The following is a 26,225-nucleotide window of genomic DNA, read 5'->3' on the forward strand; positions in this document are numbered from 1 at the left end:
TATATCGTTTTATTATACCATAAAAAAGCCTTAAAAATCCATCAGATACCGTAAAAAATCAAAGCCCAATCCACTCTTTTCACCAGTGAATGAAGCTTTGATTTTCATTTATCTACCTCTTATCTCATTCCCATCTGGGCGAGTTTAGTCCGATATTTGTTTTGGTCGACAAGTAGACCTTGTCCTCCGTAGACATCATAAGCATCTACCCAATCGCCAAGTTCTGGCACTGTCAATCTTTCAATACCATTCTGTGCACCTTCGATAACTGACAAACCATTGGTCAGCAGGAAGGTATAAGGTAGATTGGTTGAGGTCATTCCAAAGACCTTTCCAAGTGCCTCTGATCCTGTAAAGAGTTTGGTTGGATCTTTGATTTGCTCAAGAACAGCTGACATGACTTGCTGCTGACGTTTGGTACGACCATAGTCTCCTTCATCATCATCACGGAAACGAGCGTAGTTGAGCAAGGTCGAGCCATTCATCTGCTGTTTCCCAACTTTAATAGTTTGAGTTGGTGATTCGGTTTCTGTTGCATGTAGGTCATCTCCAACTGTAGCTTCTGTTAGAGGCTGGCCATTTAACGTTGAAAACTTAGCGTCTATAGTCACTCCATCAGGAAATAGTGTATCAATGGCAGTTGCGAAGGCCTGAAAATCCACTAGAGCATAGTACTTAATGTCCAAATCAAAGTTATCTTTTAAAACCTTGCGGACCATTTCAGCCCCTCTTTGCCCTTCCTGTTCCCCAAGTTCATAGGCCACGTTGAGTTTATTATCCGTTTGTTTCTTGCCATTCACAATCTGGCTGTATCCATCAATATAGACTAGGTTGTCACGCATGAAGCTGACTAGCTTGATTTTCTTATCCGAACCACTAACATTCAACACCATAATCGTGTCTGTGCGAGTTTCTGCACTATTTTGACCAATCCGACCATCTGTTCCCATGATTAGGATATTCACCCCGTCTTTAGTATCTTGACCATTAAACACCTGTACTTGTGCCGCTTTTGCATCAGCTGGCTTATTGCTAGTAGTTGCCGACTGGAAACCTCGAAGGAACATAATAATCATGCCCGCAGCCACACAGGTTACCAACAGTAAAAGCCAAATTAGAACTCGTTTAAAAAATCTTCTTGGTTTCTTTTTTTTCACTTTTGGAAGAGAGGAAAATTTCTGATATCTATTCGAGCGACTTTGATTGGAATACTGTGGAATCCCAATGTCCTTCCCTAGATTTTTTTCCCTTTCAACTTCATTAGAGGGAAATCCACCGTCCACTTTTCTTTTTAAATAGTCAAATTCTCTCTTTTCTCTGTCATTTAGGTAATGAATATTCTTAAAAAGGTAGTCATAGCGTAACTGCTCATGATGACTTAAAGGGCTTTCTTTGCTCATAGGTTCTCCTTTCCTAGATCCCTTATGGTGAAAATAGGGTAGGTTCCCAGTATCTTGTACTGGATTCCAATTGCTTCTAGTTCTTGTCTGGCAAAATGAACCAGCTCTTTATCACTATACTCTACATCGATAATGAAAAAGTATTCTCCCAAGGCTGTTTTCAAAGGGCGACTTTCAATCTTTGTTAAGTCAATCCCTCTCCAAGCAAAGGTCGAAAGTGCCTTATAAAGTGCCCCAGGAAGATTGTCTGGCAAGGTTAAGGCTAGGCTCATTTTTTCTGAATAGGCATCCAAAGGAATGAATGGTAAATCTACACCCAAAACCCAAAAACGAGTGAAATTGGCTTCCATTTCTTGGATATCTTCTGCTATCAGCTCCAAACCATACTCTGCAGCTGAGTTTCTAGGGGCAATAGCTGCAAAAGGTTGGTCTGGATGTTCAGCAATAAAGCGAGCTGCATAAGCTGTACTTGCCGTCACTTCAAGCTTGGCTTCTGGATAATGCTCCTCTATGAATTTCTTTCCCTGAGCCAGAGCCTGAGGATGAGAAAAAATCTTCTCAATTTTTGACTGACCTGGAACTGCCATCAACTGCTGATGAATGGGCTGAACGATTTCTGCAACAGCCTGAATGTCCGCCTGATGAAAAAGGTAATCCAAACTTTCATGGACACTACCTTCAATGGAGTTTTCAACTGGTACCACAGAATAATCCACCAAGCCCTGTTCATAGGCCTTGATAACATCTGTGATGTTGGCAAAGGCTTGTAATTCCTCATTAGGAAAAGCAGTCTGCACAACATGGTGCGAAAAAGATCCCTTAGGACCTAGATAGGCAATTCTCATCTCAGTTCCTCTATAATTTCCTCTGGGCTTAGCTTGGTCACATCTAGAACACGACTGGCTACTTCCTCATACCAAGCCTGTCTTTCTTGGAAAATACTGGCTAATTCTTTCTTGCTTTTGTTAAGAAAGAGCGGGCGCTGATTGCCCTTATCAGCTGCGATACGTTGGTAGAGAGTTTCAAAATCTGCTTTTAGGTAGATGTTATCAGGATTGGTCTTGATCAAGTCACGATTTCGCTGAGAAATAACAACTCCTCCGCCAGTTGACACAACTCGGTCCGTTTTTAGTAAATCAGCTAGAACTTCTGACTCCACCTGACGAAAGACTTCTTCTCCATTTTCAGCGAAAAAATCCGCAATGGACATTCCTAAGCCTTCCTCAATTAAGGCATCCATATCTAGGTAGTCTGGATCCAAACGTCTAGCGATTGTGGATTTCCCAGCTCCCATAAATCCAAGTAATACCTTAGCCATGAATCAAGCTCTCCAAATCATCAAAGAAGCTAGGATAGCTGGTATTGATGGCTTCAGCACGGTCAAGTTCCACTTCTCCATCTGCAACCAAGAGAGCAGCAATGGCCGTCATCATTCCAATTCGATGGTCACCAAACGTATTGACTCTAGCACCATGAAGGATTGATTTCCCTTTGATAATCATCCCGTCTGCTGTAGGAGTGATATCCGCCCCCATACTATTTAAGGCGTCTGCCACCACCTGAATGCGGTCAGTTTCCTTGACCTTGAGTTCTTCAGCATCCTTAATGACCGTTACACCTTGCGCTTGGGTCGCTAGAAGGGCAATAATCGGCAATTCATCAATCAATCGTGGAATCAAGGCTTCACCAATTTCTGTTCCTTTCAAGTCAGAGGACTCGACAGTTAGGGTTGCAGATTTTGCGACCGGATCGATATCAGTTATTTCTAGTTTTCCACCCATAGCGCGAATGACATCAATGATACCAGTACGCGTTTCGTTAATCCCCACATTCTGTAGCACCACACGAGAATCTGGAACAATCAAACCAGCAACCAACCAAAAGGCTGCACTGGAAATATCTCCTGGAATGATAACCTCTTGTCCTGTTAGTTTTTGCGGTCCTTGGACTGTGATTTTCTTGCCATCCACACTTAAATGACCACCAAATTGTTGTAGCATATCTTCGGTGTGGTTACGAGTGCATTCTTTCTCGATAATAACGGACTCCCCCTGAGCCTGCAAGGCTGCAAATATCAAGGCAGACTTGACTTGGGCAGAGGCGATTGGCAACTCATAGTGAATTGGTGTTAGGTTTTTAGTACCTTTTAAGTGCAGAGGAGGCAAATCTCGCTCTGTTTGACCAGAAATACTGACTCCCATTTTTTTCAAGGGAAGGGTCACACGATCCATAGGGCGTTTGGAAAGACTGTCATCTCCAAACATCTCTACTTCGAAGTCTGCTCCAGCAAGTACACCTGAGATCAGGCGAATCGAGGTACCAGAATTCCCCATATCCAAGGCGTTTTGCGGAGCTTTTAAGCCATCCATGCCAACACCTTGAATCGTAATAACCCCATCTTTGTCCTCAATTTTAACACCAAGGTCACGAAAAACCTGCATGGTTGAGAGCACATCCTCTCCACGCAGAATATCATAAACCTTAGTCTTGCCCTCAGCCAAACTTCCAAAGATAATCGAACGATGGCTGATGGACTTATCACCTGGAACTCGGATACTGCCATGTAAGTGGCGAATGTTTGTTTTTAGTTTCATACCGGACCTCATACTTGCAATACTTTTTCTTATTTTATCACAAAAAAGCCAGAAATTCCTGAAATTTCTGGCTTTTATACAGATAAAATACTATTTCAATAATTCTGAAACGGGTTCAAAGACAATTTTTTCAATGTCTGAAAGGTAAATAGACAATTGTTGCTGTTTGGCAAAGAAATCAGACAAAAGAGCGTTCTCTTGGATTTGCTTGCTGAAAGACTGCATCTTTTCTTGGAAAGAGGCATCTGGCATTTGTCCAGTTTGCGCCATGACTTGGATTTCTTGCTGGAAAGCAAGATAGTCTGCAAAAATCTTGCTGGCTTGATCATCTGCTTGGATGGCATCTTTCGCTGCCTTGACAGCCTTGTATTCTGGTAATTCGCGTAGACCGCGACTGAGTTCATTTGCACTATCGTAAATATTTGACATGATCTTCTCCTTATTTGATGACGACTGTGTAGTCCGTATTTTCTGAAATTAAGCGCTCAGCTCGTTCTAAATCTTGAGCATTTTTAAATGAAATTTGTAGAATCCCGTGAACATCCTCACGGTTTTCTTCGTTGATGTGGATATTAACCAAAGAAGTTCCTCGTAGCAATTCCAAAATCCGCAAGATAACATCTTCTTCATCGGGAACGTCAACATAGAGGTCATAAGAACTATCCACACCACCACGTTTATGGATTTCCATGGCCTGACGTTGCTCACGCGCTTGGTTGAAAAAGTTCCAAATCTGCTCTTCTTCCCCCTTGCTAATAGCTTCTCCAACCTCATCTAAGCGTTCCTTGAAATCCTCAATTCGCTCTAGGATGGTCTCGCGATTGGACAAGAGAATGGAAGTCCACATACCTGGTTCACTCTCTGCAATCCGTGTCATATCTCGAAAACCACCCGCCGCAAAGCGCCTTGTCATCTCATGTTCTTGAGCATAGACAGCTGTTTGCTCCATGAGACCTGATGCCAAGATATGGGGAAAATGACTAATCTGAGAAGTGACCCGATCATGCTCCTTGGCATCAATCTCGATAAAACGAGCATGAAGTCCTGAGAGCAAATCCTTCATTTCCTCAAGTGTGTCAGGACTTGTCAGGCTCGAAGGTGTGAAGATATAGTAGGCATTTTCAAAGAGATTAACATCCGCAGAAGCAGCCCCTGTCTTGTGGCTACCAGCCATGGGATGGGCCCCGACAAAGCGAACAGACTTGCCAGCCAAATACTGCTCTGCCGTGTCCACGATGGCTGACTTGGTTGAGCCAGCATCCGAGATAATGACGCCTTCTTTCAAGTTCAAACCTGCCAATTCCTGAATAAAAGCAATGGTCTGTTTGATTGGCAAGGTCAGGATGATGACATCTGCTAGGGGAGCGAAACTAGCAAAATCATCCGTCGCACGGTCAATCATCCCCCGCTCCAAGGCAATGTCTCTCGAAGCCTGACTGCGATTATAACCTAGAATTTCATAATCAGGATGATCACGCTTGATACCTAGGGCCATAGAGGCTCCAATCAATCCAAGACCTGCTATATAGACTGTTTTTGCCATAGGAACTCCTTAATAGTTCTTTGTATAGTCTCGGTGTTTAGCTACCGCTTCTTTTAATTCCTCTAGATTGTCCGATGAGAATTTTTCAAGAATTTCTTGTGCCAGAACCGTTGCTACAACTGCTTCCATGACTACCCCAGCTGCTGGAAGAGCGGTGGGATCACTTCTCTCCACCGTTGCCTTGTAGGGTTCATGAGTCTCGATATCCACACTCATGAGTGGTTGGTAAAGTGTGGGAATGGGTTTCATGACACCACGGACAACGATTGGCTGACCATTGGTCATGCCTCCTTCAAAACCACCTAGATTATTGGTACGACGGGTATAGCCGTCTTCTTTAGACCAGAGAATTTCATCCATAACTTGGCTGCCTTTTCGGTAACCAGCTTCAAATCCAAGACCAAATTCCACCCCTTTAAAGGCATTGATAGAGACAACTGCCTGAGCCAATCGCGCATCCAATTTTCTGTCCCATTGAACATAGGATCCAAGGCCAACTGGAACACCTCCGACGACTGTCTCCACAACTCCACCGATGGTATCACCATCACGCTTGATTTGATCAATATAGTCCTTGATTTCCTGTTCCCGTTCTCGGTTGACAATAGAAACTTCAGACTGGGCAGCTTGTTCCTTAATCTCCGCAACTGTCAGATTTTCAGGAACATCGATTTCCTTACCACCGAAGACAACAACGTGGTTTGCAATCTCCATATCCAGCTCAGCTAAGAGACGTTTGGCTACCGCTCCAACTGCCACCCGCATGGTTGTTTCACGAGCTGATGAACGCTCCAAGGAATTGCGCAAATCATCAAAACGATACTTGATGCCACCTACCAAGTCGGCATGACCTGGACGTGGATGGGTGATTTTCCGCTTGTTTTTAAGGCGGTCTTCAATGTCCTCAGCAGACATGATGTCTAGCCATTTTTGGTGGTCTTTGTTGATGACATCCATGGTAATGGGGCCCCCTGTCGTCTTCCCGTGGCGAACGCCCGATGTAAAGACAACCTGGTCGCTCTCAATCTTCATACGACCACCACGACCGTAGCCACCCTGACGGCGTTTAAGGTCCCCATTAATATCCTCAGCTGTCAAAGGAAGTCCAGCTGGAATTCCCTCGATGATAGCTGTCAGACGGGGACCGTGTGATTCTCCTGCAGTTAAATATCTCATACGTTCTCCTTATTTTACCAAGTAGTCTTTCATCTCTTCCAGAGAAACTGGGTGAATGGCCGCTGAACCAAGCTCTGGTACCAAGACCAATTTCAAGGTATTGCCACGCGCCTTCTTATCATGAGTCAAAGCTTGATAAAGTTTATCAACATCCCAGTTTTCATAGTCAACAGGCAAACCAAATTTCTGACACATAGCTGTGATGGACTGGGTTATTCCAGCTGGCATGAGGCCTTTTTCCTCAGCAACCTTGGAAATCTGAACCATGCCCATGGCCACAGCTTCTCCATGCATGACCTTGCCATAACCGGCAGTCGCTTCAATAGCATGGCCAATAGTGTGCCCAAAATTGAGGTAAAGGCGAACACCGTTATCCAACTCATCCTCAACCACCATCTTGCGCTTAACCTGACAAGAATGTTCTATCAAAGTCTCCGCATGTTCCAGTATACTCTCTACAGAACCATCTAGCTCCGTTAAGAGAGCCCATAGTTCTGGATCCTCAATCAAGCCGTACTTGATAACCTCACCCATTCCTTCAATCAACTCTCTTTTTCCGAGTGTTTCAAGTACAAGCGGATCAATCAGAACCCCATCAGGTTGGGCAAAGGTCCCCACCATATTTTTAGCAAATGGAGTGTTGACTCCTGTCTTACCACCGATAGAAGAATCAACCTGGGCTGTCAAACTAGTCGGAATCTGAACAAAGTGAATGCCCCGCATATAGGTGGAGGCTACGAAACCAGCCAAGTCCCCAACGACACCACCACCAAGAGCCACGATTCCATCGCTACGAGTCAGACCTTGCTTGACTAAAAATTCATAGACTTTCTGAACAGTGGTTAAATTCTTTCGTTCTTCGCCTTCTAAAAAGTCAAAAACAGCTACCTGAAAACCAGCATCTTCTAGGCTGAGTTTAACCTTCTCTGCATAGAGAGAAGCTACATGGTTGTCGGTTACAATAACCACTTTTTGAGGTTGCCAGAGTTCTTTCAACCATTGACCTGCTTGCGATAGACAACCCTTTTCAATCTGAATATCATAAGGATGATGCGGAATATCGATTCTGATTTTCATAGTGGGGTCTCCTTTTCACTATTTATATTTTTCTGTTAAGGACTGCCAAATCTCGTCTGTCGGCATTTCTTTACCTGTCCACAATTGAAAAGCTTCAGCAGCTTGATAGAGCAACATTCCCAGACCATTGACGGCTGGATTGCCCTGACTTTTAGCCCATTTCAAAAATGGCGTTTCAAAGGGTTGGTAAATGACATCGGCCACCAAGAGAGTTTCTGGTAAGACTATGCTTTCAGGAACTGGGGATGATTTGCCATCCATCCCTACACTGGTCGCATTGACGAGCAGATCCGAGTTGGCAATCCTTTCTTGCATTTCAGAAAGATCTTCTAAAGCATACAAGTCCACTTTAAATCCTGTTTGCTTCTGCAACTTGTTTAGATAAGGTCTTGTTTTTTCCATAGAAGCTGAACGCACAAAGACAGAAATTTGACTGACGCCGTCCAAAATAGCTTGAGCCAAGATTGATTTGGCCGCACCACCTGCACCCAAAATGGTCATTGTTTTACCTGAAATTGTAAAAGAAGGCAAGCTCTTAAAGAATCCCTTGCCATCTGTATTATATCCAATTAACGTTCCGTCTTGATTGACAACTGTGTTGACCGCCCCAATCAAACGAGCTTCATCACTCAACTCATCCAGATAAGGAATCACTTGCTCCTTGTAAGGCATAGACAGGTTGATTCCAAACATCTGGTAACGCCGAATATTGGCGACTGTTTCTGCCAAGTCACCCGCTTCAATTTCCCAAGCCACATAGACACCATTTGTCGCTGTCGCCTCAAAGGCACTATTGTGGATGAAAGGGGAGATAGAGTGTTTGATGGGATTTGCAACGACAGCCGCCATGCGTGTAGAGCCATCAAGCTTCATCCAAAATCTCCCTGATTTTCTTCATGTTTGATAGAGAAATCTGACCTGGAGCACTCGCTTCATCAAGACTCGCAAATGACCAACTTGAACCCGTCACATCTGAAGTGATACGAGATACTTTGCCCATTTTCCCCATGGAAATGGTCACGTACTCTTGCTCAGGGTTGAGTGTTTTAAATCCTCGTGTGTAGTTCATCAAGTCTAAAACATCTTGCTCCGTATGGGCCATAACAGATACTTTGACCACTTTTGGAGAGAGACTGGTCAACTCCGACAGGATTTCCATCATGTTTTCAGGTGTCTCCTGGAAATTATGATAGCTCAATACGAGATTTGGAAAATCCAACATCTCCTCAAAAACGTCCTTGTAGCTGAAGTACTCAAAATCTACATAATCCGGTTGATAGAGCTGGGTAACTTCCTTGATGATTTGAACATACTCTTCAGAAGACAGTTCGATTTCTCCTCCCTCTGTGCGAGTCCGAAGGGTAAAGACAAGTTCACGTCCTGCGAATTTCTCAAAGATAGCGGGTGCTACCTGTAAAATAGCGTCCTTGGCAAGAAAGTCCGCACGCCACTCAATGATATCGGCATCTTCATACCGTGTGGCATCCAGCTCTTGCGCTTCTTCTAAACTTCTTGGCATCACTGAAACGATTAATTTCATCTACTAACCTTCATACTAATCACCTTGAGGTAATTACTGCTTTCATCTTTTTTATTATAGGCAAAGTCTGCTGGAAGTCCGTATTTATTCAGGACTTGATACCTTCTTCCTGCAAAACCTTTATCAATTTGTTCTGTAAATTTCTGGCGGGAAACATTGGCAGCATTGTTACTAGCAATGATAATGCCTCCCGGATTTAAAATTTCTAGACTCTGGGAAATCAGCTTGTGATAGTCCTTAGCCACAGAAAATGTTTGTTTTTTATTGCGAGCAAAGCTCGGCGGATCCAGGACAATCACATCGTAGGTCAGACCTTTTCGCTTGGCATACTTGAAATATTCAAAGACATCCATAACGATAAAACGATGGTTTTCTGTGCTGAGTCCATTTGCCTGAAAATGAGCTTCTGACAGCTCTCTGGACCGTTTGGCCAAGTCGACAGAAGTCGTCTCACTTGCACCTCCCATAGCTGCAGCAACTGAAAAGGCAGCTGTATAGGAAAACATATTGAGCAAGGACTTGCCCATGGCTAAACCGTCAACCAAACTCCCACGAACCTCATGCTGATCTAAGAAAATCCCTGTCATCAAGCCATCATTCATAAAGACTTGATAGAGCACGCCATTCTCAAGAACAGTAAAGTAGTCTGGCGCTTCCTCACCATAGACATGAGCAGACTCGTAATCTAGATCTTTAAAACGAATCTTCTCATAAGCCCCCAAGACCTCAGGAAAGACTTCCTTAAAAGCCTTTACAATAACCTTACGAATCTGGTAAACATAGGAGTTATACCAAGAAAAGACCACATAATCTCCGTAGAGATCAATAGTCAGACCACCAAAACCATCCCCCTCTTGGTTAAAAAGGCGAAAGGCAGTGGTCAAGTCATCCTGATAATATGGCTTTCTAGCTTCCTTGGCCTTACGAAACAGAATTTCAAAAAAGGCTTGATTGAAACGAACCTTTTCCTTGCTGACCAACCAACCAATGCCCTTGTTCTGCTGAGAAAGATAGGCACTCCCTAAAAACTTCCCATCTTGACTAAGAACTTCTACTTCCTGATCCGTCAGATCAATATCTGTTAAATCACTTGCTTCCAAAAGAACTAGACCCTTAGCTAGCTTTTTTTCAACACGTCTGCTGACCCTAATTCTATTCATAGCTACTATTATAGCAAATTTTATGACAATTCTCAAAAAAGAAACCGTTTAACCATCTATACTTTAGTTTATTAAGTGTCATTTTTGTTAAAATAAGTTTACTCAATTTATTTTTTCTCCTAAACATTATTTCTCTAGCAATGGGAAGGAAATAGTGTCTTTAAAAATAGACAATTTCAGAAATGAGTATAGAATCTTGCGCAAACGTTTGCCTAGTTCTAAACTTTATGGTAGAATAAAACACAACATTGATAAGCAAGAGGAAAAACAATGCAAAATCAGACACTTATGCAATACTTTGAATGGTATCTGCCTCACGACGGCCAACACTGGGCTCGACTGACAAATGACGCAGAACATCTAGCAAACCTTGGTATCAGCCATGTCTGGATGCCACCTGCCTTCAAGGCAACCAACGAAAAAGATGTAGGCTATGGTGTTTACGATCTTTTTGACCTAGGTGAATTTAACCAAAAAGGGACTGTCCGCACCAAGTATGGGTTTAAAGAAGACTATCTTCAAACGATTCAGACTCTCAAGGAGCATGGAATCCAACCTATGGCTGATGTGGTGCTCAATCACAAGGCCGCTGCTGATCATATGGAAGCCTTTCAGGTTATTGAAGTGGACCCTGAGGATCGTACCGTTCAACTAAGCGAGCCCTTTACTATCAATGGCTGGACTCACTTTACTTTCGATGGTCGCCAAGATACCTACAATGACTTCCACTGGCACTGGTACCACTTCACAGGTACAGACTATGATGCCAAACGCCGTAAGTCTGGCATTTACCTGATTCAGGGGGACAATAAAGGTTGGGCAAATGAGGAATTGGTCGATAACGAAAACGGCAACTACGACTACCTCATGTATGCTGACCTAGACTTTAAGCATCCTGAAGTCATCCAAAACATCTATGACTGGGCTGACTGGTTCATGGAAACGACTGGTGTGGCAGGATTCCGCTTGGATGCCGTTAAACACATCGACTCCTTCTTTATGGGCAATTTCATCCGTGATATGAAGGAAAAATACGGAGAAGATTTCTATGTTTTTGGGGAATTTTGGAATCCAGACAAGGAAGCCAATCTAGACTATCTTGAAAAAACAGAAGAACGCTTTGACCTTGTCGATGTTCGCCTCCACCAGAATCTCTTTGAAGCCAGTCAAGCTGGATCAAGCTACGACCTTCGTACTATTTTTACTGATAGCTTGGTTGAACTCAAGCCTGACAAAGCTGTCACTTTCGTTGACAACCATGATACTCAACGAGGACAAGCCCTTGAGTCTACTGTTGAAGAATGGTTCAAGCCAGCAGCCTATGCCCTTATTCTATTACGCCAAGATGGACTTCCATGTGTCTTTTACGGAGACTATTACGGTATTTCAGGGCAATTTGCTCAACAAGATTTCAGAGAAGTTCTTGACCGTCTCCTAGCCATCCGAAAAGACTTGGCCTATGGAGAGCAAACAGACTACTTTGATGATGCCAACTGTATTGGATGGGTACGTTCAGGTGCTGCACATCAATCCCCAATCGCTGTCCTTATCTCAAATGACCAAGAAAACAGCAAGTCTATGTTTGTTGGTCAAGAATGTGCTAACCAAACCTTTGTAGATTTACTTGGAAATAACCAAGACCAAGTCACAATTGATGCTGACGGTTATGGAGATTTTCCAGTAGCAGCGGGTTCAGTCAGTGTCTGGGCAGCAAAATAAACCTATCAGTTACAAACCAAATCAAACCGGATTTGGCTTTTTTGTATTCACAAAAAGACCTACCCAAATGGATAGATCTTTATTGTCTTATAATTTACCTGCTACTGCCTCCAAGAGTTCTTGGATTTTCGCTTGGTTGCTTCCTCCTGCCATGGCCATGTCTGGTTTACCACCACCACGTCCATCGACGATTGGAGCCAATTCTTTGACAAGGTTTCCTGCATGTACATCTTTTGACTTGCTAGCTACAAGGACATTTACTTTGTCGTCAATAGCTGCGACTAAGACAAGCACGTCAGAGTAGTCTTTTTGTTTCCAGTTGTCCGCAAAGGTACGAAGAGCACCAGCGTCAGATACAGAAACTTGGCTTGCAATGTAACGGTGTCCGCTAACTTCCTTAACATCCTTGAAGACATCACCAGCAGCTGCGGCTGCGGCTTTTTCCTTCAATTCTGCATTTTCTTTTTGCAATTGACGGAGTTGCTCTTGAAGTCCTTCTACTTTATGAGGTACTTCTTTGAGTTGAGGTGCTTTCAAGGTTGCTGCTACTGCTTTCAGAGCGTCTTCTTGCTCACGGTAGGCTTCAAAGGCTTCTTTACCAGTCACTGCCAAGATACGACGAGTTCCTGATCCAATCCCTTCTTCTTTGACAATCTTGAAGAGACCAATTTCAGAAGTGTTGCCAACGTGGGTACCACCACAGAGTTCCACAGAGTAATCGCCAATCGTCACAACACGGACTTCCTTACCGTATTTCTCACCAAAGAGGGCCATAGCTCCCATTTCTTTGGCTGTGTCAATATCTGTCTCAACAGTCTTGACTGCAAGAGCTTCCCAGATTTTCTCATTGACTTGTTGCTCGATAGAACGGAGTTCTTCTGCAGTCACTGCTTGGAAATGAGTGAAGTCAAAGCGAAGGAATTCAACTTCATTAAGTGAACCTGCTTGAGTTGCGTGGCTTCCAAGGATATTGTGAAGCGCTGCATGAAGCAAGTGAGTCGCCGTGTGATTCTTCATGACACGAAGACGACGGTCAGTATCAATTACCAAAGTATATTCTGCATTCAAAGTAAGCGGAGCATGAACTTCAACAGTATGAAGCGGCTGGCCGTTTGGTGCTTTTTGAACATCTGTCACAGTAGCTACGACATTTCCATCAGCGTCCAAGATTTGTCCGTGGTCAGCAACCTGTCCACCCATTTCAGCGTAGAATGGCGTTTCCGCAAAGATAAGTGAGGCAGTTCCTTCAGAAACAGCTTCTACTTCTGCATTGTCCGATATGATAGCCACCAATTTAGAAGACAATTGTGATGCTTCATAGTTAAAGATGCTCTCAACAGTGATATTTTGGAGGGTTTCATTTTGCATACCCATTGAGCCACCTTTAACAGCTGACGCACGCGCGCGTTCTTGCTGTTCTTTCATGGCTGCTTCAAAGCCTTCACGGTCTACAGTCATCCCAGCTTCTTCAGCGATTTCTTCTGTCAATTCCACTGGGAATCCATAGGTGTCATAAAGCTTGAATACATCTGAACCTGCAATCACTGATTGACCTTTTTCTTTCAAGTCTGCTACGATACCTTGGGCAAAGTGTTGACCTGAGTGAAGGGTTCGAGCGAATGACTCTTCCTCGCTCTTAACGATTTTCTCGATAAAGTCACGTTTCTCAAGTACTTCTGGGTAGTAGCTTTCCATGATTTTTCCAACAGTTGGAACGAGTTTGTAAAGGAAAGGTTCGTTGATTCCCAATTTTTGACCATGCATAGAAGCACGACGGAGGAGACGACGAAGGACATAACCACGGCCTTCATTTCCTGGAAGGGCACCATCACCAATGGCAAATGAAAGAGAACGGATGTGGTCCGCAATGACCTTGAAGCTCATATTATCGCCATCTTGGTCATAAACCTTGCCAGACAACTTCTCAACTTCACGAATAATCGGCATGAAGAGGTCTGTTTCAAAGTTTGTCTTAGCACCTTGGATAACGGCTACCAAACGCTCTAAACCAGCGCCCGTATCAATGTTCTTGTGTGGCAATTCCTTGTATTCGCTACGAGGAACAGCAGGATCCGCGTTAAATTGTGATAAAACAATGTTCCAGATTTCGATATAACGGTCGTTTTCGATATCTTCTGCAAGCAGACGAAGACCAATATTTTCTGGGTCAAAAGCTTCCCCACGGTCAAAGAAGATCTCAGTATCAGGTCCAGAAGGTCCCGCACCGATTTCCCAGAAATTGTCTTCGATTGGGATCAAGTGGCTTGGATCCACTCCTACTTCAATCCAGCGGTTGTAAGAATCTTTATCGTCTGGATAGTAAGTCATGTAGAGTTTTTCAGCTGGGAAGTCAAACCATTCTGGGCTTGTCAAAAGCTCATAAGCCCAAGTGATAGCTTCATCACGGAAGTAATCCCCGATAGAGAAGTTCCCCAACATTTCAAACATAGTATGGTGACGCGCAGTCTTCCCTACGTTTTCAATATCGTTAGTACGGATAGCTTTCTGCGCATTGGTGATACGCGGATTTTCAGGTTTGATAGTTCCGTCAAAGTACTTCTTAAGAGTGGCTACCCCAGAGTTGATCCACAAAAGAGTTGGGTCGTTTACAGGAACCAAGCTAACTGATGGTTCTACAGAGTGGCCTTTGCTTGCCCAGAAATCTAGCCACATTTGGCGAACTTGAGCACTAGATAGTTGTTTCATATTGTCTCCTTATTTACTTGTTTAATTTGATTGGCTTTCCAGCATTTCCACATAGTCAATCGCGACACAAAGGGAAATGACCAGATCTGCATAAGAGTCTTCATAGACGGTTACGGTGTAGGTTGAGGTCAAATGGAAAATCTCTTTCCGAATCTCGGCGACAAGCTGATCACAATCATCCAGCAATTTGAAATTTAAATCCCAGATATTGCCCTCAATACGAAGTCCCAGATTATCAAACTCATACTTATCCCGCCAGAAGGTCAACTTCTTACGAATGACGAAATTTGAACCGTTTCGTAGCTGAATAGTAAAGCGAGGAAGTAAGGTGAAAAATTCTTTACTAATCTCACTAACTTGTTCACCATCGGCATCATAGATGGTAAAGGTCTTAGGGATTTGGAAGAAAGAACCCTCCACCTGATAGTTCACTACTCCTCTATCATCCTTGATATCAAAGCGTTCGCCCCCAAGACGAAACTTTTGTTTCACGAGAAATGTCTTCATAAACACCTCCAAAAATCAAAAGACAAGCTCACATCACGAAGGGCGAAAAACCGCGGTACCACCTTCATTCAATGAACTTGTCATTCTCTTATTCTTATGCAATTGTCTGATTGAGTAGCATGACTTCCTAGCTTAGATGGCTCGCAGCACCGCCATTTCTCTGGACTAAGATGATTGAAAATCAATTCTCAACTCTCTTATTATATCGTTTTTTTAAGTTTGAGTCAACTGGGAAAGATTCTTAACTAATAGTAGTGAGTTAGCTTTCTAAATTAACGTTTTAATTTATCTAGATCTACTTTGTGATGTTTGATGAGTTTTAGGCTTATAAATTGAAATTTTAACTCGTGTACGTTTCAAATCAACTTCCTCTCCTACTTTCGGACTTTGATCTACTACAGTCCCCTCCGAGGTACCTTCAGAAGCAGTTGAAACTTCTACTATTTCAATATTTCCTGCTCTCTAACAATTTCTCTATTTTCATCTCTTCACCATTCCTATTTTATAAGACGATTTCTTTCCCACTGTTCTATTTTCTCCTCCTAATTTGCATTATAACCATGCTCCTTTGATTTTAAAACTTCTTTCCACCATGATTCACGCCTCAAAACAAAATTATCATCAATCTTACCATTGTAGTTTTCCAATACAGAGTATTGAAAATTTTCTTTAACGTAATTTAACCCTTGTTTTTCAACTAAAATCCTAAGTTCTTTATTGCCACCATGTCCATTATCCACATAGGATTGCCAACGTTGTAAAAGCATACCATAGTTTGAAGTTGCTGAGCCTATATATAATTTACCATTCTGCTTATCCGTAATAAGATAAACAGCTTTTTGATTTTGTAAAGCAGTTATCCAATCTTTTTTTCTCAAACGTAAAATCAATTCTAATTCTTTGTAAGATAAAGAAATATTATCATATCCCGGAAATTCTTCTCCTCCAAATGAATCTGATAACAATTGTTCTATCACAAGTTTTTCCTTACAAGTTGTATACTTTAGAACTGAACCTCTAGATTCTTTTCTGTACCGAATAATTAGACGACCAAAAAGGGCTGAATATTCTTTTAGTTCAATTCCTTCATAATTTTGTCCTTCAGTAACAAAAAGTTCCTTACTCACTTCTTTTATAGTAGTTAATAACCATTTGTTATTATCAATCTTAATGAAATTTATGACAATATCTCCAACATTGAAATATCGCTTATTTGTTCTCCAAAACAAGTTGTAGTTATTAATTATTTCCTCGTCTCTCAAATAGGTCTGAATTGGATTTTCACCCGTCCAATTATTAAATTTCACCTTGAATTTTCTTTTATTTTGATCACTTATATTCAAAATATCGTTTAACTTTAGATCCATGACAAACTCTTCCCCCATAATATTTGCTTAATTTTACACCCCTCATATATTATTATACAAAAAGGTGTGGTTAGGCGCAAACTTTTATAAGTTTGATTTATTAATTTCATCATAAAAAACGAAGCAGCTTGACTGATTCGTTTTCTTTGTATCTACTCCTACTTCCGATACATTTTAAACTGTAGGAAGAGGTCGCTATATTTGCCTGTCCATTTATGGTCAAATTTCTCATAAACTTCTAGGTTTTTCATGGTATCAGCGTCTGGATAGAAGGACTTGTCTTCTTTGGTCTCCTCTGGGAGCAGTTCCTTAGCCGTGTTATTTGGTGTTGCATAGCCGACATATTCCGCATTTTTAAGGGCATTTTCGGGTTTCAACATAAAGTTGATAAAGGCATAGGCGGCATCTTGGTTTTTCACGGTTTTTGGAATGACCATGTTATCAAACCAGAGATTGCTAGCCTCAGTAGGCACAACATATTTGAGGTTAGGATTTTTCTCCAACATCTGGCTGGCTTCCCCAGAGAAGGTCACGCCGATAGCAGCATTATTCTGAATCATGTAGCCCTTCATCTCGTCAGCAACGATAGCCTTAATATTTGGAGTCAGTTTATATAGTTTGTCTACTGTCTCTTCCAACTGCTGAGGATCCTTTGAGTTGAGACTGTAGCCCAGCGAGTTAAGCCCGAGTCCCAGCACCTCACGCGCCCCATCAAAGAGCATGATGGAATCCTTGTATTCTGGCTTCCAGAGGTCATCCCAATGCTCAGGTGCCTTATCTACCATGGTTTCATTGTAGACAATTCCCAAAGTCCCCCAGAAGTATGGGATGGAGAATTTATTGCCCGGGTCAAAAGACTGGTTGAGAAACTCTGGTCCGATATTTTCGATTCCTTCAATTTTTGAATAATCCAGAGGGAGTAAGAGGTCTTCGTCCTTCATCTTGTTGATCATGTATTCACTTGGGATGGCAATATCATAGGTTGTTCCACCCTGCTTGATCTTGGTATACATGGCTTCGTTGGAGTCAAAGGTCTCGTACTGGACTTGGATCCCTGTTTCTTCTGTGAATTTCTCCAAAAGTTCTGGATCGATATAATCCCCCCAGTTGTAGATAACCAGTTTTTGACTATCTCGACTGTTGATTTTACTATCTAGATGAGTCGCAATCCCCCACAAAACTAGGATAATGGCTACAATTCCTGCTAAAAATGAATAGAGTTTTTTCATGCTTGCTCCTCCTTCTCACGTGAGATAAAGTAATAGCCTACAACCAGGATAATACTAAAGAGAAAGACAAGGGCAGAGAGGGCATTGATTTCTAGAGAAATCCCCTTCCGAGCACGGGAGTAGATCTCGACTGACAGGGTTGAAAAGCCATTTCCCGTTACAAAGAAGGTCACGGCAAAGTCATCCAGCGAGTAAGTAAAGGCCATGAAATAACCTGCAATGATAGACGGTGTCAGGTAAGGAAGCATGATTTCCTTAAACATCTGAAACTGGCTGGCACCCAAGTCATAGGCCGCATGAATCATGTCATCATTCATCTCCTTGAGACGGGGCAAGACCATCAAGACCACGATAGGGATGGAAAAGGCCACGTGACTAGATAGAACCGTCAAAAATCCAAGTGAAAACTTAAGCTGTGTAAAGAGAATCAAGAAGCTGGCACCAATCATAACGTCAGGCGCAACCATGAGGATATTATTGAGTGATAGAAAGGCTTCTTGGTATTTCTTACGAGACTGGTAGATATAGATAGCACCAAAAGTCCCGATAATGGTCGCAATCAAGGCTGATAAAAAGGCCAAGAAAAAGGTTTGGGTGAGGATCAACATGAGACGGCCATCACCAAACATAGTTTTAAAATGGCTCAAGCTAAAGCCTGTAAAGCTGTTCATATCATCGCCAGCATTAAATGCATAGCCGATCAAGTAAAAAATTGGCAAATAAAGGATGATAAAGACAAAGGCTAGGTAGAGATTGGCAAATTTTTTCATCGTTCTCTCCTTTCCTTGGTCACCCACATGGTGATGAACATGGTTAGGATGAGGATTACACCGATGGTAGAACCCATACCGTAGTTGTCATTGGTTAGAAAGTTCTGCTCAATAGCCGTTCCCAGCGTGATAACGCGGTTCCCACCAATCAAACGTGTCAGCATGAAGAGACTCAAACTAGGGATAAAGACTGATTGGACACCACTTCTTACTCCGTTCATAGACAGAGGAAAGATAACATGGCGGAAGGTCTCCCACTTGGTCGCACCGAGGTCATAGCTGGCATTGATAAGATTGTTGTCCATATCGTCCAAAACATTGAAAATCGGCAAAATCATAAAGGGAAGCTCGATGTAGCTTGCGACAAAGATAAAGGAGAAATCGGTAAAGAGCAACTGCTGCGAACCGATTCCGATAAATTCCAAAAATTGGTTAATAGAGCCATTCTGACCAAAAATCCCGATAAAGGCATAGGCCTTGAGGAGCAAATTGATCCAAGTTGGCAAAATAATCAGCATGAGCCAGAGTTGACGGTGCTTGAGACGAGTCAAAAAGAGGGCTGTTGGATAGCTGATGAAAAGCGTTACTATGGTCACAATCCCTGCATAGAGTACTGAGTTAAAACTCATTTTAAGATAGGTCAAGTTTTGTGATGCAAAGTAGGATTTATAGTTTTCTAAACTAAACTGGCCTTCAATGTTGAAAAAGGATTGACCAAAAATTAAGACCAAGGGTGCGAGGACAAAGAGGGCAATCCAAAGCATGTAGGGCACTACAAAGAGTTTAGAGGTTGTTTTCTTCATCTCTTTCCTCCTCGATCGCGTTAATCAGACCTGCTTCTTGCTCTTCGATTTCTACGTACTCCTCGATACGAGCATCGAATTCTTCTTCGGTTTCGTTAAGACGCATGATGTGGATATCTTCTGGTTCAAAGTCCAGACCGATTTCCTCGCCAACGATGGCCTTACGAGTCGAGTGGATCATCCATTCATTTCCGAGTTCGTCATAGGCGATAATCTCGTAGTGAACCCCACGGAAAAGCTGGGTATCAACCTTAACTTGGAGCTTGCCTTCTTCAGGAAGGGTAATGCGCAAGTCTTCTGGACGAATGACAACCTCAACAGGCTCATTTGGCTTCATCCCCCCGTCGACCGCTTCAAAGCGTTTGCCATTGAACTCGACCAAGTAGTCCTCAATCATGTTTCCTGGCAAGATGTTGGACTCACCGATAAAGGTGGCAACAAAGTGGTTGATCGGCTCATCGTAGATGTCCACAGGCGTTCCAGACTGAACAATCTCGCCATCATTCATAACAAAAATCCAGTCACTCATAGCCAAGGCTTCCTCCTGATCGTGAGTGACAAAGACAAAGGTAATCCCCAATCGTTGTTGCAGTTCACGCAGTTCGTACTGCATGTCTGTTCGCAACTTCAAATCCAGCGCTGACAAGGGCTCATCCAACAAAACCACACGAGGTTGGTTGATAATAGCACGGGCAATGGCCACACGCTGACGTTGTCCTCCAGAGAGTTTACGGATGGAACGTTTTTCATAACCTTCCAACTGAACCATCTTGAGAACTTCCGCTACGCGTTGCTCAATTTCTTTCTTGTCGATTTTACGTAAGCGGAGCGGAAAGGCAACATTTTCAAACACATTCATATGTGGAAACAAGGCATAGGATTGGAAGACCGTATGGACGTCTCGCTTGTTGGTTGGAATGTCGTTGATCCGTACCCCATCCAACAAAATATCTCCTGTCGTCGCATCCAGTAAACCTGCAATAATATTCAGGATAGTTGATTTCCCAGAACCAGATGCGCCTAAAAGAGTATAGAATTTCCCCTCTTCCAACTCAAAGTTAATATCTTTGAGAACCTTGGTGTTGCTGTCTTCAAAAACTTTAGAGACGTTTTTGAATTCGATAATTGGTTTTTTCAATTGGCATAAATTCCTTCTTTTTCATAAATTAACAGATCAGGGCTCTGTCAGGCCGCCACTACCTCTTGCAGGGAGTAAAACCACCTGCATATATCTTCGCTACCGATAGGCTTTCACCCCCTTTCCATTGACATAGCAGCAGCTATTCTGGTGAAACCTTACTCCTTCTCACCCAGGATTCGGACTTCCCTCTCAAGGGTGACGCCTGAATGTTCCTTTACCTTTTCAATAACAGATTGAATCAAGTCCTCGTAGTCTTTAGCTGTTCCGTTAGCAACATTGATCATGAAACCAGCGTGCTTTTCAGATACTTCAACACCACCGATACGATAGCCTTTCAATCCAGCCTCTGAAATCAACTGACCTGCAAAATGCCCCACTGGACGCTTAAAGACTGAACCACAAGATGGGTATTCTAGAGGTTGTTTGAGTTCACGGAGATGCGTCAAGCGATCCATTTCCTGTTTGATAGCCTGATGATTTCCTGGAGCTAGGGCAAATTTAGCTGACAAGACAATGGCCCCAGAATCCTGAATAGCTGAATGGCGGTAACCAAAAGCCAAATCCTTGGCTGACAAGGTTTCGATTTCCCCTTCCTTGGTCAGAATCTTACAAGACTGCAAGATGTGAGCAATCTCTCCTCCATAGGCACCCGCATTCATAAATACAGCGCCACCTACGCTCCCTGGAATCCCGCAAGCAAACTCAAAACCAGTCAAACTATGACGAAGGGCAATGCGTGTTGTTTCAATCAAGTTAGCACCAGCTTCTGCTTCAATAGTGTAACCATCAACTGAAACGTTATTGAGTTTGTCACACAAGATAACAAAACCACGGATTCCACCTTCACGAACGATGATATTGCTGGCATTTCCTAGCACCATCCAAGGAATATTCTCCTGATTGGCAAATTGGACAACACGCGCCATCTCATAGCGATTGCGTGGCAAAACTAGATAATCCGCTCGACCTCCTACCTTGGTATAGGTATAAGTCTTCAAGGGTTCCTTAAAACGAATATCGATTCCTTCTAATTGTTCTTGTATTTTAGTTACGAATGTCATATCTCTCATCCTTTTGTAAAGTCATTTCATTATACCATTTTTAAGGGCTTTTGACGACAGGAAAATTCTTGGTGTCAAAGCATTGCGTTAAAAAAAGAGGTTTCCCTCTTTTTATGATGATTTTTTCCAAAATGTAGATTTTGTCAGCCAGATAAAGACTAAAAGTTCTACGAGAAGAATAAACTCAACTAGAAGCGGATTTGCAATCCATCCCACCTGAGATAAGGCTGGAGCCAAGTCAAACAAGGCATGCAAACCATAGGCAGCAACTAGGTAGATCCATTTCTTTTGGCTAACACTTTGATAAACCCAGATGGAAAGACCGATTTGGAGAACCAAGGCAAGTACGCGCTCAACTCCTAGCAAATAAACCTGCCAAACAGAAAGAGACTGGACCGTTTCGAGTGTAGACTGTGGAAGGAGATTGGCTACATCAGTATTTGAAGTCTGGATGAGTGAAAAGAGAATCAAAAGACTGATCAAGCTTCCCATTCCGAGATAGAGCATCTCCAAGCCCCCATGTCCCAAACCATAAGCCAAAGCATCTCTATCTTCTAGACTTCTCTTTTTCTCCAACCATTTAAAAAAGACAAGGCGGGCAGTTTCCTCAAAAAGGGCAGCCATAGTAATCGCATAAAGAACATATAGGAAAGGTTGCTCCTGCATGAGCGCAATGGTTCCATCTTTTTGCGGATGGAGTACCAGAAGATGAACAATCTTCTCTAACACTTGAGAAGAAACAAAAAATGCGATTGCCCCCAAGCCCATCACTGCAAGAGAGATTTTAAACCGTTTTTTGGCATACCAAGTCCCACTTACTAGAATGAGAACCAAAGCGATCATGGTGAGGATAATATGTACTGTCATCTTTTTCTCCTATTCTGACTTATCAATATCTTTCTTCATCTCGTCAACGTTAAATTTGGCAAATAAATACTGGCGATCTTGGACTGGGAAACGTTGGTCCAACTGATCGACTGCTCCAACCTCAATCATTCCTTCTTTGATAACAAAGTCCATCACATGCCCACCAAAAGTCAAATCGTCTGAGATAAAATGCAAATGGTAGCCTGCAACACTCACTCCATGGAAAATCTCCGGTGTCCAAAATCCAACAATGGTCCCCGATACATTTTCACGGCTATATTCAGGTTGGTGAGTCGCTACATCAGCAAACTTGGTATCAGGTGTGGATTTAGGAATCATCCGCACATGCATGTGAGCGAATTCCCCATGAATCTTGATAGAGCGAAAGAGATTTTCCCCATCATAGTAGGACTCAATCCGCTTTTCTAATTCCTTATCCGTCATCTCAAAGCGCTGGCGGAAAATCACTTCTGCCTGATGGGGAACAACTGCCGCATAAGGGATAAGGGCATCAGGTGCAACTTCTACAATTTCAGGTTGCTCCCCTGAACCTTTGGCTTGATAAGCCTTGCCATCAAGGACAATCAACTCCCCATCAATCGAATCAAGGGTTCCCAAACCAAGGTCACCATGTTCCAACAATTCTCCCACTGTCATGGTTCCACCATAGAGACCAGCCATTAGGGCACCTAGAGTATTGTATTGAAATAATTTTACTGGTTCCTGCACTTTTCTATCCATTCTCTTTCTTATCTTCTTTTCAATGAATCATCATACTTTCTAAGTATACCACATTTGCTCCTAGATGTGAAAGGGAGAAATGCTTTTCCCATTGCCAATTAGACAAAAAAAAGGTACAATGTAACAAAATCAAAGGAGGTCTGGAATGACGAAGCAAAGCAAGTACCAAGCAGTTGTTTCCTTTCTAAAAAAAAGTATTGAATCAGGAAAATTCCCAACTGGTAGCAGACTTCCCTCTATCCGTCAACTGAGTCTGGATTTTCATTGTAGCAAGGACACTGTCCAACGAGCTCTACTGGAATTACGCCATGAACAATACCTCTATGCCAAGCCCCAAAGTGGCTATTATGTTCTAGAACAGGGGCGGCATCAGGACTTGGAAATCGAAGTCACTGACGAACATGCCAGTGCCTATGACGACTTTCGGCTCTGTGTCAATGAAACACTGATTGGAAGAGAAAACTACCTCTTCAACTACTATGACAACCAAGAAGGGCTTGAGGACCTGAGACAATCTGTCCATCAACTTCTTTTCAACCAAGCCCTCTACTGCAAACCCGACCAACTGGTTCTGACTTCGGGCACCCAGCAAGCTCTCTTTATCCTTTCTCAGATCAACTTCCCGAGCAAGGGAGAAGAGATTTTGGTCGAACAGCCAACTTACCACCGCATGAATCGCCTCTTGGTCGCTCAGGGATTGGCCTACAGGACCATTGAACGCCGAATCGATGGGATTGACCTTGACGAACTAAAAGAACAGTTCAAATCTGGAAAAATCAAGTTCTTCTATACCATTCCTCGCTTCCACTATCCTCTTGGCCATTCCTATTCTGATCAGGAAAAAAGGGCCATATTGGATCTAGCAAACCAGTATGGTGTTTATATCGTCGAGGATGACTATCTAGGAGACCTAGACCCTAAAAAAGGTCAGACCTTCCACTATCTGGATACAGAGGATCGGGTCATTTATATCAAATCCTTCTCAACCAGTCTCTTTCCAGCCCTACGTATCACGGCTCTCATTCTCCCAAATGCCCTAAAAGAGGCCTTTGTTTCCTACAAAAATATCCTGGACTATGATAGCAATCTCATCATGCAAAAGGCTCTCTCTCTTTACATCGATAGTCAGTTATTTGAAAAAAATCGACTGGCTCGACTGACCCTTCAAGAGAACTATCAGACTCGGATAAAGGAAGTACTTGAAAAAAATACCTGTCCCTTGCCCAACTATCCTCTACATGATGGGCTTCTCCTTGATTTGAGACACTATCCTAAAATTGCCAGTTTAAAGCATAGTTCACTCAAACTAGACTTCTTTGAAGAGGCTTATTTGGAAGCCTGTCCTTATCAGTTTGCCAAAGTCTCTCTCGAAAATTTAGAAGCACTATTACAATACATAAAAGCAGAATTGGATTAAACTCCAACTCTGCTTTCTTTTTTATTGTTCAACTTCTGTTAGTTTCGCTGCTTTTTCTAGATAGGTTTGATAAGTTCCTTCATCTTTCAGTTTTTGGATAACCTTATCTACTACTGCTTTCAAGTCTGATTGATTCTTCTTGATGGCAACGTCATTGGCTTCACCATCTTTCATCGTCAAAGTAGCTGTCGCAACGACAAGGTCTGAGATTTTACCTGCGTAACTAAGAGCAATTGGTTCATCCATATGAACAGCATCCACTTTCCCAGCCTGCAATTCATTGACTGCCTCTCCCATATTGGTCAAGGATGTCAATTGGGCATTTGGTAATTGTTTCCTTGACCATGGTTTCTGGCACAGTTCCCTTTTGTGCAGCGATATTTGCACTTGCAAGGCTTGAAAGATCCTTGTACTTGTCTAAATCGGCTTTTCTAACCAAGAAACTCATCTTGTTTTCATAGTATGGAATTGAAAAGTCAAAGACTTCCTTTCTCTCATCAGTAGCACTAATTCCTGCAATAGCCAAGTCAGCCTTTCCAGTTTGAAGACTGGTCAAGACATTGTCAAAATTCATACTAGAGATTTCAAGCTTAACGCCAAGTTCATCCGCAATCGCTTGAGCCATATCAATATCTGCACCAACCACTTGGTTTTTACCATCTACCAATGCTTGGAATTCAAATGGTGCATAGTCTGGACTAGTTGCCACAACTAGCTTCCCTTTTTGTTTGATAGCTTCCACAGCAGACTGGGAACTATCAGCACCTGACAGACAAGCTACTAAAATCATGCTGGAAAACAAGCTACAAACAAATAATATTCACTTTTAAAATTTTATAAATAAACGATATTTTTTGTTAATAATTATAACTAAATTGAAAATATTTGTGAACACTTCACACTTTTTTAATCAAAACAGAGAGGCTATTTACAAAAAATAGAAACACAATATTAAGCTTATCTACCAACTGGAAAATTATTTTCAAAAAAATCTTCAATCATATCTAGATGTTGTTGGTTCACAATTGTAATATTTTGTATGTCTCTATGATCAAAAAATCCTAATTCTAAAGTTTCATCACTTGTAAAAAAATTTGTAGAGATAGAAGTTTTAGATGAAACTAAATACAAAATTGTAAGAACTTGAGACTCATCAGCATTCGGATAACTATCTGAATATTTTGTATAAACATTTAAGAGTTTTTCCACTCTCACTTCGATTCCCGTTTCTTCATAAAACTCTCGCACTAAGGCTTCTAAAGCCGATTCACCTAATTCAATAGCACCACCTGGGAAAACCAAACCGGGCCAATCTTGTTTAAGCCTCTCCATGACAACAATTTTTTGTCCGTCGCGAATCATGTACAAATTGGTTAAAACCACTGTCTAAATACGAAGCATACTAAC

General features: G+C 42.4%; 25 protein-coding genes and 1 pseudogene. 2 read left to right on the top strand and 24 right to left on the bottom strand.

The window, feature by feature from the left end:
• Positions 1 to 119 precede the first annotated feature (119 nt).
• The 11 genes from HF881_RS02280 to HF881_RS02330 all read right to left on the bottom strand — a co-directional run bounded on the left by HF881_RS02280 (position 120) and on the right by HF881_RS02330 (position 10,490).
• Complete coding sequence (locus tag HF881_RS02280; protein WP_169446262.1) at positions 120 to 1,400, bottom strand: LCP family protein; 1,281 nt, start codon at positions 1,398 to 1,400, stop codon at positions 120 to 122.
• The gene (gene pheA / locus HF881_RS02285; RefSeq protein WP_169446263.1) at positions 1,397 to 2,245 is read right to left on the bottom strand and encodes a prephenate dehydratase; all 849 of its coding nucleotides are present in this window, start codon (positions 2,243 to 2,245) and stop codon (positions 1,397 to 1,399) included. The genes HF881_RS02280 and pheA overlap by 4 nt, the downstream gene beginning before the upstream one ends.
• Complete coding sequence (locus HF881_RS02290; RefSeq protein WP_169446264.1) at positions 2,242 to 2,718, bottom strand: shikimate kinase; 477 nt, start codon at positions 2,716 to 2,718, stop codon at positions 2,242 to 2,244. The genes pheA and HF881_RS02290 overlap by 4 nt, the downstream gene beginning before the upstream one ends.
• Positions 2,711 to 3,994: a 3-phosphoshikimate 1-carboxyvinyltransferase gene (gene aroA / locus HF881_RS02295; protein WP_169446265.1), complete on the bottom strand. Its 1,284-nt coding sequence runs from the start codon at positions 3,992 to 3,994 to the stop codon at positions 2,711 to 2,713. The genes HF881_RS02290 and aroA overlap by 8 nt, the downstream gene beginning before the upstream one ends.
• A gap of 90 nt (positions 3,995 to 4,084) precedes the next feature.
• Positions 4,085 to 4,423, bottom strand: coding sequence for a YlbF/YmcA family competence regulator (locus HF881_RS02300; protein ID WP_084926053.1), 339 nt, complete (start codon positions 4,421 to 4,423; stop codon positions 4,085 to 4,087).
• Between the two features lie 10 nt (positions 4,424 to 4,433).
• Positions 4,434 to 5,537 (bottom strand): prephenate dehydrogenase, encoded by a 1,104-nt coding sequence (locus HF881_RS02305; RefSeq protein WP_169446266.1) that lies wholly within the window; start codon positions 5,535 to 5,537, stop codon positions 4,434 to 4,436.
• Between the two features lie 9 nt (positions 5,538 to 5,546).
• Positions 5,547 to 6,713: a chorismate synthase gene (gene aroC, locus HF881_RS02310; RefSeq protein ID WP_169446267.1), complete on the bottom strand. Its 1,167-nt coding sequence runs from the start codon at positions 6,711 to 6,713 to the stop codon at positions 5,547 to 5,549.
• 9 nt (positions 6,714 to 6,722) lie between these two features.
• Positions 6,723 to 7,790, bottom strand: coding sequence for a 3-dehydroquinate synthase (gene aroB, locus HF881_RS02315; RefSeq protein ID WP_169446268.1), 1,068 nt, complete (start codon positions 7,788 to 7,790; stop codon positions 6,723 to 6,725).
• 18 nt (positions 7,791 to 7,808) lie between these two features.
• On the bottom strand, positions 7,809 to 8,663 hold the full coding sequence (locus tag HF881_RS02320; RefSeq protein ID WP_169446269.1) for a shikimate dehydrogenase: 855 nt from the start codon (positions 8,661 to 8,663) through the stop codon (positions 7,809 to 7,811).
• Positions 8,653 to 9,330 carry a type I 3-dehydroquinate dehydratase gene (gene aroD / locus HF881_RS02325; RefSeq protein ID WP_125848753.1) on the bottom strand — a complete coding sequence of 226 codons (678 nt, stop codon included), beginning with the start codon at positions 9,328 to 9,330 and terminating at the stop codon, positions 8,653 to 8,655. Before aroD ends, HF881_RS02320 begins: the two co-directional genes overlap by 11 nt.
• Positions 9,327 to 10,490, bottom strand: a complete 1,164-nt coding sequence (locus HF881_RS02330; protein ID WP_169446270.1) for a class I SAM-dependent rRNA methyltransferase — start codon at positions 10,488 to 10,490, stop codon at positions 9,327 to 9,329. Before HF881_RS02330 ends, aroD begins: the two co-directional genes overlap by 4 nt.
• 270 nt (positions 10,491 to 10,760) lie before the next feature.
• Between HF881_RS02330 and HF881_RS02335 the strand changes: the two genes are divergently transcribed.
• The gene (locus HF881_RS02335; protein ID WP_169446271.1) at positions 10,761 to 12,209 is read left to right on the top strand and encodes an alpha-amylase; all 1,449 of its coding nucleotides are present in this window, start codon (positions 10,761 to 10,763) and stop codon (positions 12,207 to 12,209) included.
• Positions 12,210 to 12,296: 87 nt separating this feature from the next.
• On the opposite strand, the gene alaS is transcribed toward HF881_RS02335, so the two are convergent.
• The 11 genes from alaS to budA all read right to left on the bottom strand — a co-directional run bounded on the left by alaS (position 12,297) and on the right by budA (position 23,401).
• Positions 12,297 to 14,915 (bottom strand): alanine--tRNA ligase, encoded by a 2,619-nt coding sequence (alaS, locus tag HF881_RS02340; RefSeq protein WP_169446272.1) that lies wholly within the window; start codon positions 14,913 to 14,915, stop codon positions 12,297 to 12,299.
• Between the two features lie 21 nt (positions 14,916 to 14,936).
• Positions 14,937 to 15,422 carry an LURP-one-related family protein gene (locus HF881_RS02345; RefSeq protein WP_084926055.1) on the bottom strand — a complete coding sequence of 162 codons (486 nt, stop codon included), beginning with the start codon at positions 15,420 to 15,422 and terminating at the stop codon, positions 14,937 to 14,939.
• Between the two features lie 285 nt (positions 15,423 to 15,707).
• Positions 15,708 to 15,872 carry a PASTA domain-containing protein gene (locus HF881_RS10465; protein WP_346775280.1) on the bottom strand — a complete coding sequence of 55 codons (165 nt, stop codon included), beginning with the start codon at positions 15,870 to 15,872 and terminating at the stop codon, positions 15,708 to 15,710.
• 92 nt (positions 15,873 to 15,964) lie between these two features.
• The gene (locus HF881_RS02355; RefSeq protein WP_169446273.1) at positions 15,965 to 16,789 is read right to left on the bottom strand and encodes a GIY-YIG nuclease family protein; all 825 of its coding nucleotides are present in this window, start codon (positions 16,787 to 16,789) and stop codon (positions 15,965 to 15,967) included.
• Between the two features lie 158 nt (positions 16,790 to 16,947).
• Positions 16,948 to 18,018 carry an ABC transporter substrate-binding protein gene (locus tag HF881_RS02360; RefSeq protein WP_169446274.1) on the bottom strand — a complete coding sequence of 357 codons (1,071 nt, stop codon included), beginning with the start codon at positions 18,016 to 18,018 and terminating at the stop codon, positions 16,948 to 16,950.
• Complete coding sequence (locus HF881_RS02365) at positions 18,015 to 18,788, bottom strand: ABC transporter permease (protein WP_000712716.1); 774 nt, start codon at positions 18,786 to 18,788, stop codon at positions 18,015 to 18,017. The genes HF881_RS02360 and HF881_RS02365 overlap by 4 nt, the downstream gene beginning before the upstream one ends.
• Positions 18,785 to 19,591: an ABC transporter permease gene (locus HF881_RS02370; protein WP_169446275.1), complete on the bottom strand. Its 807-nt coding sequence runs from the start codon at positions 19,589 to 19,591 to the stop codon at positions 18,785 to 18,787. Before HF881_RS02370 ends, HF881_RS02365 begins: the two co-directional genes overlap by 4 nt.
• Positions 19,572 to 20,729: an ABC transporter ATP-binding protein gene (locus HF881_RS02375; protein WP_084975022.1), complete on the bottom strand. Its 1,158-nt coding sequence runs from the start codon at positions 20,727 to 20,729 to the stop codon at positions 19,572 to 19,574. The genes HF881_RS02370 and HF881_RS02375 overlap by 20 nt, the downstream gene beginning before the upstream one ends.
• A gap of 158 nt (positions 20,730 to 20,887) precedes the next feature.
• Positions 20,888 to 21,793 carry a UDP-N-acetylmuramate dehydrogenase gene (gene murB / locus HF881_RS02380; RefSeq protein WP_169446276.1) on the bottom strand — a complete coding sequence of 302 codons (906 nt, stop codon included), beginning with the start codon at positions 21,791 to 21,793 and terminating at the stop codon, positions 20,888 to 20,890.
• A gap of 111 nt (positions 21,794 to 21,904) precedes the next feature.
• Positions 21,905 to 22,660 carry a YhfC family glutamic-type intramembrane protease gene (locus tag HF881_RS02385; protein WP_125424652.1) on the bottom strand — a complete coding sequence of 252 codons (756 nt, stop codon included), beginning with the start codon at positions 22,658 to 22,660 and terminating at the stop codon, positions 21,905 to 21,907.
• A gap of 9 nt (positions 22,661 to 22,669) precedes the next feature.
• Positions 22,670 to 23,401 carry an acetolactate decarboxylase gene (budA, locus tag HF881_RS02390; protein WP_000375399.1) on the bottom strand — a complete coding sequence of 244 codons (732 nt, stop codon included), beginning with the start codon at positions 23,399 to 23,401 and terminating at the stop codon, positions 22,670 to 22,672.
• Positions 23,402 to 23,546: 145 nt separating this feature from the next.
• Here budA and HF881_RS02395 point away from each other — a divergent pair, with 145 nt between their 5' ends.
• Complete coding sequence (locus tag HF881_RS02395) at positions 23,547 to 24,818, top strand: PLP-dependent aminotransferase family protein (protein ID WP_169446277.1); 1,272 nt, start codon at positions 23,547 to 23,549, stop codon at positions 24,816 to 24,818.
• Between the two features lie 21 nt (positions 24,819 to 24,839).
• On the opposite strand, the pseudogene HF881_RS02400 reads toward HF881_RS02395, so the two are convergent.
• Both HF881_RS02400 and HF881_RS02405 read right to left on the bottom strand, forming a co-directional pair.
• A pseudogene (locus HF881_RS02400) lies at positions 24,840 to 25,608 on the bottom strand (ABC transporter substrate-binding protein).
• Between the two features lie 167 nt (positions 25,609 to 25,775).
• On the bottom strand, positions 25,776 to 26,180 hold the full coding sequence (locus tag HF881_RS02405; RefSeq protein WP_169446278.1) for an NUDIX domain-containing protein: 405 nt from the start codon (positions 26,178 to 26,180) through the stop codon (positions 25,776 to 25,778).
• Positions 26,181 to 26,225: the final 45 nt, after the last annotated feature.

Source organism: Streptococcus sp. WB01_FAA12 (assembly GCF_012843315.1).
Lineage (GTDB): Bacteria > Bacillota > Bacilli > Lactobacillales > Streptococcaceae > Streptococcus.

Coding starts and splice junctions, on each gene's coding strand:
- HF881_RS02305 (WP_169446266.1), bottom strand. CDS start 5,537: ATGGCAAAAACAGTCTATATAGCAGGTCTTGGATTGATTGGAGCCTCT.
- HF881_RS02300 (WP_084926053.1), bottom strand. CDS start 4,423: ATGTCAAATATTTACGATAGTGCAAATGAACTCAGTCGCGGTCTACGC.
- aroD (WP_125848753.1), bottom strand. CDS start 9,330: ATGAAATTAATCGTTTCAGTGATGCCAAGAAGTTTAGAAGAAGCGCAA.
- aroB (WP_169446268.1), bottom strand. CDS start 7,790: ATGAAAATCAGAATCGATATTCCGCATCATCCTTATGATATTCAGATT.
- pheA (WP_169446263.1), bottom strand. CDS start 2,245: ATGAGAATTGCCTATCTAGGTCCTAAGGGATCTTTTTCGCACCATGTT.
- HF881_RS02280 (WP_169446262.1), bottom strand. CDS start 1,400: ATGAGCAAAGAAAGCCCTTTAAGTCATCATGAGCAGTTACGCTATGAC.
- HF881_RS02395 (WP_169446277.1), top strand. CDS start 23,547: ATGACGAAGCAAAGCAAGTACCAAGCAGTTGTTTCCTTTCTAAAAAAA.
- alaS (WP_169446272.1), bottom strand. CDS start 14,915: ATGAAACAACTATCTAGTGCTCAAGTTCGCCAAATGTGGCTAGATTTC.
- aroC (WP_169446267.1), bottom strand. CDS start 6,713: ATGAGATATTTAACTGCAGGAGAATCACACGGTCCCCGTCTGACAGCT.
- HF881_RS02405 (WP_169446278.1), bottom strand. CDS start 26,180: ATGATTCGCGACGGACAAAAAATTGTTGTCATGGAGAGGCTTAAACAA.
- HF881_RS02360 (WP_169446274.1), bottom strand. CDS start 18,018: ATGAAAAAACTCTATTCATTTTTAGCAGGAATTGTAGCCATTATCCTA.
- HF881_RS02365 (WP_000712716.1), bottom strand. CDS start 18,788: ATGAAAAAATTTGCCAATCTCTACCTAGCCTTTGTCTTTATCATCCTT.
- HF881_RS02370 (WP_169446275.1), bottom strand. CDS start 19,591: ATGAAGAAAACAACCTCTAAACTCTTTGTAGTGCCCTACATGCTTTGG.
- murB (WP_169446276.1), bottom strand. CDS start 21,793: ATGACATTCGTAACTAAAATACAAGAACAATTAGAAGGAATCGATATT.
- HF881_RS02320 (WP_169446269.1), bottom strand. CDS start 8,663: ATGAAGCTTGATGGCTCTACACGCATGGCGGCTGTCGTTGCAAATCCC.
- budA (WP_000375399.1), bottom strand. CDS start 23,401: ATGGATAGAAAAGTGCAGGAACCAGTAAAATTATTTCAATACAATACT.
- HF881_RS02355 (WP_169446273.1), bottom strand. CDS start 16,789: ATGGATCTAAAGTTAAACGATATTTTGAATATAAGTGATCAAAATAAA.
- HF881_RS02335 (WP_169446271.1), top strand. CDS start 10,761: ATGCAAAATCAGACACTTATGCAATACTTTGAATGGTATCTGCCTCAC.
- HF881_RS02345 (WP_084926055.1), bottom strand. CDS start 15,422: ATGAAGACATTTCTCGTGAAACAAAAGTTTCGTCTTGGGGGCGAACGC.
- HF881_RS02330 (WP_169446270.1), bottom strand. CDS start 10,490: ATGAATAGAATTAGGGTCAGCAGACGTGTTGAAAAAAAGCTAGCTAAG.
- aroA (WP_169446265.1), bottom strand. CDS start 3,994: ATGAAACTAAAAACAAACATTCGCCACTTACATGGCAGTATCCGAGTT.
- HF881_RS02385 (WP_125424652.1), bottom strand. CDS start 22,660: ATGACAGTACATATTATCCTCACCATGATCGCTTTGGTTCTCATTCTA.
- HF881_RS02290 (WP_169446264.1), bottom strand. CDS start 2,718: ATGGCTAAGGTATTACTTGGATTTATGGGAGCTGGGAAATCCACAATC.